Source organism: Methanoculleus sp. UBA413 (genome assembly GCF_002502935.1).
GTDB classification, from domain to species: Archaea; Halobacteriota; Methanomicrobia; order Methanomicrobiales; family Methanoculleaceae; genus Methanoculleus; species Methanoculleus bourgensis.
Genome location: NZ_DAQR01000112.1, coordinates 1 through 6,427, shown reverse-complemented (window position 1 = coordinate 6,427; position 6,427 = coordinate 1). Strand labels below are relative to the sequence as shown.

Sequence of the window (6,427 nt, the reverse complement as noted above, 5' to 3'; positions counted from 1 at the left end):
CGGGGTGAACAGGTAGGGTTTCACCAAAGTCCAACGCCGTGATGCACAGGCCTGAGGGGCAGAACACCAGGATACCCTGAACCGGCCCCGCGAAAAAAAGAGATTGATTAGATGAACCGGGGCTTCCGGGAGAGGTTCCTCGGGGTGTAGAGGGGGCGGAAGGGCTTTCCGGCAGTCTCCATCTTCACCGCCTGGATGAGTTCGTCCTCGGTCATCGTCTCCTTATAGGGCTTCTTCTTCTCCGAGAGTTTCCTGATGGTGACCGTGAGCCGGCCGGTCTCGGCCTCCTGGTCGCCGATCACCGCGACGTAGGGCACCCAGTCCATCCCGGCCCCGCGAATCTTCTTGTTCACGCTCTCGTCCCGGTCGTCGACGTCTGCTCTGATACAGGCAGCATTGAAGCGTGCGCAGATCTCCTCCGCAAAGCAGATATGCCGCTCCGCCACCGGCACCAGCCGAACCTGGGTCGGCGCGAGCCAGGTCGGGAACGAGGGGACATCCTGGGTTGCTGTGTTCTCAAGCAGCGCGCATATCACCCGCTCGATCGAGCCCGTCGGCGAGCAGTGAAGGATCGGGGGATGGACTTCCGCCCCTTCCGGAGTGTAGTACTTGATGTCAAACCGGTCTGCGCTCTCCACGTCGATCTGGACCGTCGGGTTCTCGATTGGCCTCCCCTGTGCATCGATCGCCGCGAGGTCGGCCTTCGCGATCCAGTAGTGCGTCCGCTCCGAGAGGATCTCAATCAACATCGGCACGCCCGACTTCGCGACGAGGTTCTTTATCCAGAGTTCATACTGCTCAAAGAAGTCCCGGGTGCACCGGAAGACCCCCACAAGCGGGGTCTCGAGATCCTCACCGCTCTTCCAGCCGATCGCGAGCTGCTCCTCGAAACTTGCGAGTGCATCGTCCACATCCCGGCAGAGGGTATGCATATCAGGCATCGTGAAGGCGCGGAGGCGCTTCAGACCGATCACTTCGCCCTTCTGCTCGTGCCGGAACGAGTAGGTCGAGAGCTCGTAGAGTTTCATCGGGAGGGTGTTTGGCGAGATGTGCATATCGTGCATGATCGAGAACATCCCAAAACACGCGGCAAACCGGAGCATCATATCACGGTTGCCGCTCTTGAACCGGTACTGCCGTTCCCCGAACTTGGCGGCGTGCTCCGCGATCGCCTGGTCGCCAAGGTCGTACATCACCGGGGTCTCCACCGGCATCCCGCCGTACTCAAGCACATGCGCAAGGACATAGTCGGCAAGGAGATCCCGGATCAGCTTGCCCCGGGGCATCCAGCGGTGGTGCCCGACATCAGAGCGCGGCTCGTACTCCACAAGTTCCTTGGCCCGCATCAGGTCCACGTGGGCGGGCTCGATTCCCTCCGGCCCCGGATACCCGAGTTCTTTCCTGATCAGGGAGGCGAAGGGCGTGTTCTCCTTTACGTAGTCGGCCACGTCTTTTCGTTCCCCTTCGGGGGTGAAGACAAAGAACTCGTGCTCGATCTCCTTCTTCGGGGCAGCCGCACCTTCGCCGGGCACGATCGTCCGGGAGAGTTCCGAGAGCGGGTGGCCCTTGCAGGAGAGCGAGAAGGCCTTGTACCAGCCAAACGGCGCCCGTTTTACAACAAACCCGTCCATCCCGGTGATGGCCTCGGCAAGACCCCGGAGAACATTCACCGCCGCTTTCGGCGATGCAAGGTCGGAGGAGAGGTGAGCGTAGGGGTAGATCATGATATTGGTGGTGCCAAGCTGCCGGGCAGTGGTGACGATCTCGTCCGCCGCCTGCCGGATAGCATCCTCGATATTCTCCTCGTCGACAGACTCAACCGCGCAGAAGACGGCGAGCGCCTCATCGAGGGCGTCCTTTGGGACCGCATCCTCTTCGGCGACCTTCGTCTTCTTCCGGGCCTCGTACTCGATATGATCAGAGTGGATCAGAAGAAGTCGCATTGTTATCCCCAGTTGAACCGTTCAATATCTGTTTTCCTGCTATATAGTGCATAACGCTCTTCGGGCGGGAGCACATGAAGCCCCGCCCATCCCTTCCCGCTTCGAGCGGCAGAATGCGCGCGAGCTTCACGCGCTACGCGCATTCTCGTGGTAGCGGGAGAGGGTCGCTTGCCGCTGGTCCATATACTTCGCGTCCCGCTTCATGTTATACGGGCGCGCGGCGCGGTCTGTGCGGTAGAAGACCAGTTGCCCGATCGGCATCCCCGCGTAGACCCGGACCGGCCGGGAGTTCACGTTGCACATCTCAAGCGTTATTGTCCCCCGGAACCCCGCATCGATCCAGCCTCCCGTCTGGTGGAGTTCGATCCCAAGACGCGCGATGCTGCTTTTCCCCTCGATGCTCGCCACGACGTCGTCGGGGAGTTCGATCGCTTCCAGGGTCTCGGCGAGGAGAAACTGCCCGGGGGCGAGGACGATCGAGTCGGCAACCATCTCCTCCACACCTGCGCAGACGCTCTCCTTCTCGTATGGGTCGATCACGGTATCTCCCGGAACGTACCAGACAAAGTGGGAACCGAGCCTGATATCGAGTGAGTTTGGCTGGATCAGGCCGGGATCGTAGGGTTCCACCTTGATGTACCCATGCCTGATACGGTCTTCTATCTGCCAGTCGACAAGAATCATGCTCCTAGATCTCTCCTCAAAGCCAGTTAGTCTTTGTTTTCCATATGCCACTCCGCCCTGCGCATCAGGCCGTGGAGCGTGCTCACCTCGCGGGTGGTCAGTTTTGTCCGGCCGAAGACCCGGCGGAGGAGGATCATCGTGTTCTCCCGCTTGAAATCAGGGTGGTCGATCCGGTCCAGGAATGCGTCGAGGTGCCGGTAGAGCGACTTCATCTCGACCTGCCCGGCCAGGGGGTAGGTCCCGCGCGGCAGGTTCGCAAGCTCGTAGCAGAGGATGCCCACCGCGTGGGAGAGGTTCAGGATAGGGTATGCCTCGGAGGTTGGGATGGTGCAGATGAGGTTTGCACGCGCGAGTTCTTCGTTCGCGAGGCCCCAGTTCTCCCGCCCGAAGAGGACCGCAACCGTCCCGTCGATATCGGCGATGATCTCCCTGACCTCTGCCGGCGCGTAGTAGGGCATCCGCATCGCGGTGCAGACAGATTTGCTCACCTCGCCGGTCGTTGCGACCACGAAATCAAACTCCCGGTAGACCTCATCGGTCGTCATCCGGCGGGCGCCATCAAGGACATCGCGGGCATGGGAGGCGCGCATAATGGCCTCATTGCCGAACGGGCAGGGGTTGACCAGGACCAGCCTGGTAAACCCGAAGTTCTTCATCACCCGGGCGGCGAACCCGACGTTTCCCTCGTAGAGGGGTTCTATCAGGACAATTGAGACCTCAGGCATGTATCACTGTACCGCCCGGACCGTAGCCCGGAGCACATCGACCCCGTCCTCGTAGACGGCGTTCCCTACGACGATTGTGTCGGCGATACTCCCCATCTCCGCCGCCTGCTCAGCCGAGCGGATACCGCCGCCGTAGTAGAGGATAGCGTGCTCGATCGCATCAGATGCCGCCCGCACGATATCTGGATCCCCATAGGTCCCGCTGTACTCGATATAGACGATCGGGAACCGGAAGTAGCGGTCTGCCACTCCCACGAACGCGGCCACATCCTCCTTTGCGAGAGTGCAGTCCGCCCCGGTCACCCGCCCGACGGCGGAGGCCGGGTTGAGGACGATGTATGCCTCGGGCACCACGATATCCCAGTTGATGCTACCGCCGTTACGGAGCCAGGCGTAGTGCTTCCCGATGATCCAGCGTGCGTCGCTCGTGTTCATCACGCTCGGGACAAAGAGGTGGTCGACCTCCCCGTCGAATATGGCGCAGTCGGGGCTCGCCGGTTCCACCACCAGCGGCAGCCCGTAGGCCGAGACCATATCCAGGAGTTCGCGGAGGTTCTCCTGCGTCACGTTCAGGGTGCCCGAGAGCATCAGGGCATCGGTACCGCTCGTCACGATCTCCTCGACGGCGCCCGGCGGGAGGTGTTTGTCAGGATCCAGTTTCGTCACGTGTGCCCAGGTCTTCCAGTTCGCGTGCATGGTGTCACTTCAGATGGCCAATGTAGTCGTGGAGTCGGGCCTCTGCGATGCCGGTGATCGATGAGACCTTCTCCGGGTCGGCCTCACGAAGCGTGGCGGTGTCGTAGATGCCTGCAAGGTAGAGCCTCTGCACGGTCGCCTCCCCGATGCCGGGGATCGCCAGGAGTTCCTTTCGTCCGCGTTCGAGCACCGCTTTGGTGATCTTCGCCGGGGTGGGGCGACCAAGATGGCTGCAGACCAGATCCACATGTTTATGTACGGTTTCCGGATTAATGCCGGTTTTGCTTGAGAGGTAGGGGATGGGGAGGTAGCAGAGGTCGTCAGGGCTTGCGACGCCGCCGGCCTGGTACTTCTTCAGGCTGACCGCGGGGACCCCGGCCTCCCGGAGGGCGCGCTCGTTGCAGAGCCCGCGGGCAGCCTCCAGGAGTTCCGTCGCCCCGGCATCGCCTATGCCGGCCTTCTTCAGGACCGCAGGGTCTGCCTGTGAAAGCGCGCGGATATCCCCGATCCCCTGCTCGAGGAGGTTTCTCGTGATCTTCGCGTGGCTCCGTCCCCTGCGCGGGGGGATGACCTTCCTGATAAACTTCTTCAGTTCCGAGCGGCGGCGGAGGACCTCGAGCGCGTCCCCTGCCTCCCTGATGAGCTGGCCGGCCTCCCCGGTGTCGACACCGATGAACCCCGAGAGGTCGGGAGGCTGCATGCCCGCGATCTCAGAGACCGTATAGATATGGTGCGCGTGCAGGCGCTGCATGAGGTCGTCGGTCATCGAGGGCATCATCCGGAGCGCCTCGATGTTCGACTCGATGTGGCTGCAGAGCGGACAGCCTATCGTCCAGGGCCGGGAGCCTTTCCGGATCAGGCGGACGTGGGAGAGCCCGTGCTCCTCACAGGTCTCGTCCAGCCGGATCGCCCGTCCCCAGGTGCTGCCGGGCAGGCTGATGTTGAACCGGCACTCCGGGTAGCCGGTGCACCCGATGAACTGGGAGATGCCGATGTGCCGGATCCGGAGGTCGTGGCCGCAGACAGGACAGGGGCCGACGGTGTGCTCCTCCGCGGTCTGCTCCATGATCTCCTCGCCGATCACCTCCTCGTGCGCCTCGAGTTTGTCAAAGACCCGGTGAAGCATCCCGCGGGACTCGGTGACGACGTCTTCGCGGGAGCGTTCGCGCTGCTTGATGAGTTGCATATGCTCTTCAAGCGTCCTGGTCATCTCAGGCTCCGTGATCGTCGCTGCATGGTTGTCGAGCGCATCCGTGACTGCCCTCCCGACGAGCGTCGGGCGGAGCGGGTTCCCCTCCACGTAGCGGCGGGAGATGAGTTTGCCGATCACCTCGTGCCGGGTGCTCTTCGTCCCGAGGCCGTGCTCCTCCATCACCTGGATGAGCCGGCTCTGGGAGTAGCGGGGCGGCGGCTGCGTCTGCTTCTCTTCGAGGTTCACGCTCCTGATAGGCAGGCGTTCTCCCGCAGTAAGCACCGGGAGGATCTTCTCCTTCGCCTCCGAGTAGGGGTAGACCCGGCGCCATCCCGCGGAGAGGAGCCGGCTGCCAGTGGCAGCGTAGGGTTCGCCGGAGGCGTCGAAGGTGCACCTGACGGTTGCCCACGTCGCGTCGGGGGAGAGGGTCGCAAGGAACCGGCGGACAATGAGTTCGTAGACCTTCCACCGGTCCTGTCCGAGGGCCTCCCGGGTTGCCGCGCCCGTGGGATGGATCGGGGGATGGTCCGTGCTCTCCTTCTTGCCCCGCGTCGGGACCGGCCGCCGGTGCTGTTGCACCCAGGCGACGTCAGCATCAAACACTCCTCCCCGAAGCGTCTCCAGGATCCCGTTCAGGTTCAGGGACTTCGGGTAGACCGTGTTGTCGGTCCTCGGGTAGGAGATGTACCCGTTCATGTAGAGGTCTTCAGCAAGCCGCATCGCATTTGCCGCCGAGAGACCCAGGCGGCTCGCTGCGACGATGAATGTCGTGGTGTCGAACGGGGCCGGCGCCCGGTCGTTCTTCTGCCCCTCTTTCACATCCGTGACCACGAGCGGCTCCTTTGTCCCTGCCTCTGCAGCAAGAGCCGTTTCGTGGTCGGTGAACCGACCGGCGGTGTGCCGCGCCTCCACCGGTTGTTCGTCCTTCTCGGTCATGAGCGAGAGCATCCAGTAGGTCTGGGGGACGAAGTTCTCGATCTCGCGCTCCCGGTTCACGATCATAGCAAGCGTCGGACTCTGGACCCGACCTACTGATAGGATATTCCTGCCGCCCCGCCGGGCCGCGAGACTGATGAACCTGGTCAGCGACGCTCCCCACATCAGGTCGACCATCTGCCGGGCCTCACCGGCAGCCGCGAGCGCAAAGTCGAGGTCTGTTGGGTCCTCAAAGGCTGACCGTATCTCTG

5 protein-coding genes are annotated in these 6,427 nt (G+C 62.7%); all 5 read right to left on the bottom strand.

The annotated features are described in order from the left end of the window. Window positions 1-107: 107 nt before the first annotated feature. Window positions 108-1,943 (bottom strand): threonine--tRNA ligase, encoded by a 1,836-nt coding sequence (locus BP858_RS09185; protein ID WP_062265705.1) that lies wholly within the window; start codon window positions 1,941-1,943, stop codon window positions 108-110. Window positions 1,944-2,069: 126 nt separating this feature from the next. Next, on the bottom strand, window positions 2,070-2,627 hold the full coding sequence (dcd, locus tag BP858_RS09180; RefSeq protein WP_074175451.1) for a dCTP deaminase: 558 nt from the start codon (window positions 2,625-2,627) through the stop codon (window positions 2,070-2,072). Between the two features lie 26 nt (window positions 2,628-2,653). Continuing rightward, window positions 2,654-3,352: an RNA methyltransferase gene (locus BP858_RS09175; RefSeq protein ID WP_062265712.1), complete on the bottom strand. Its 699-nt coding sequence runs from the start codon at window positions 3,350-3,352 to the stop codon at window positions 2,654-2,656. 3 nt (window positions 3,353-3,355) lie between these two features. Then, window positions 3,356-4,048, bottom strand: a complete 693-nt coding sequence (locus tag BP858_RS09170) for a phosphoglycerol geranylgeranyltransferase (RefSeq protein WP_062265715.1) — start codon at window positions 4,046-4,048, stop codon at window positions 3,356-3,358. Window positions 4,049-4,052: 4 nt separating this feature from the next. Beyond that, window positions 4,053-6,427: DNA topoisomerase I (locus BP858_RS09165; protein WP_286879341.1), on the bottom strand; the 2,375-nt coding region annotated here is incomplete at its 5' end.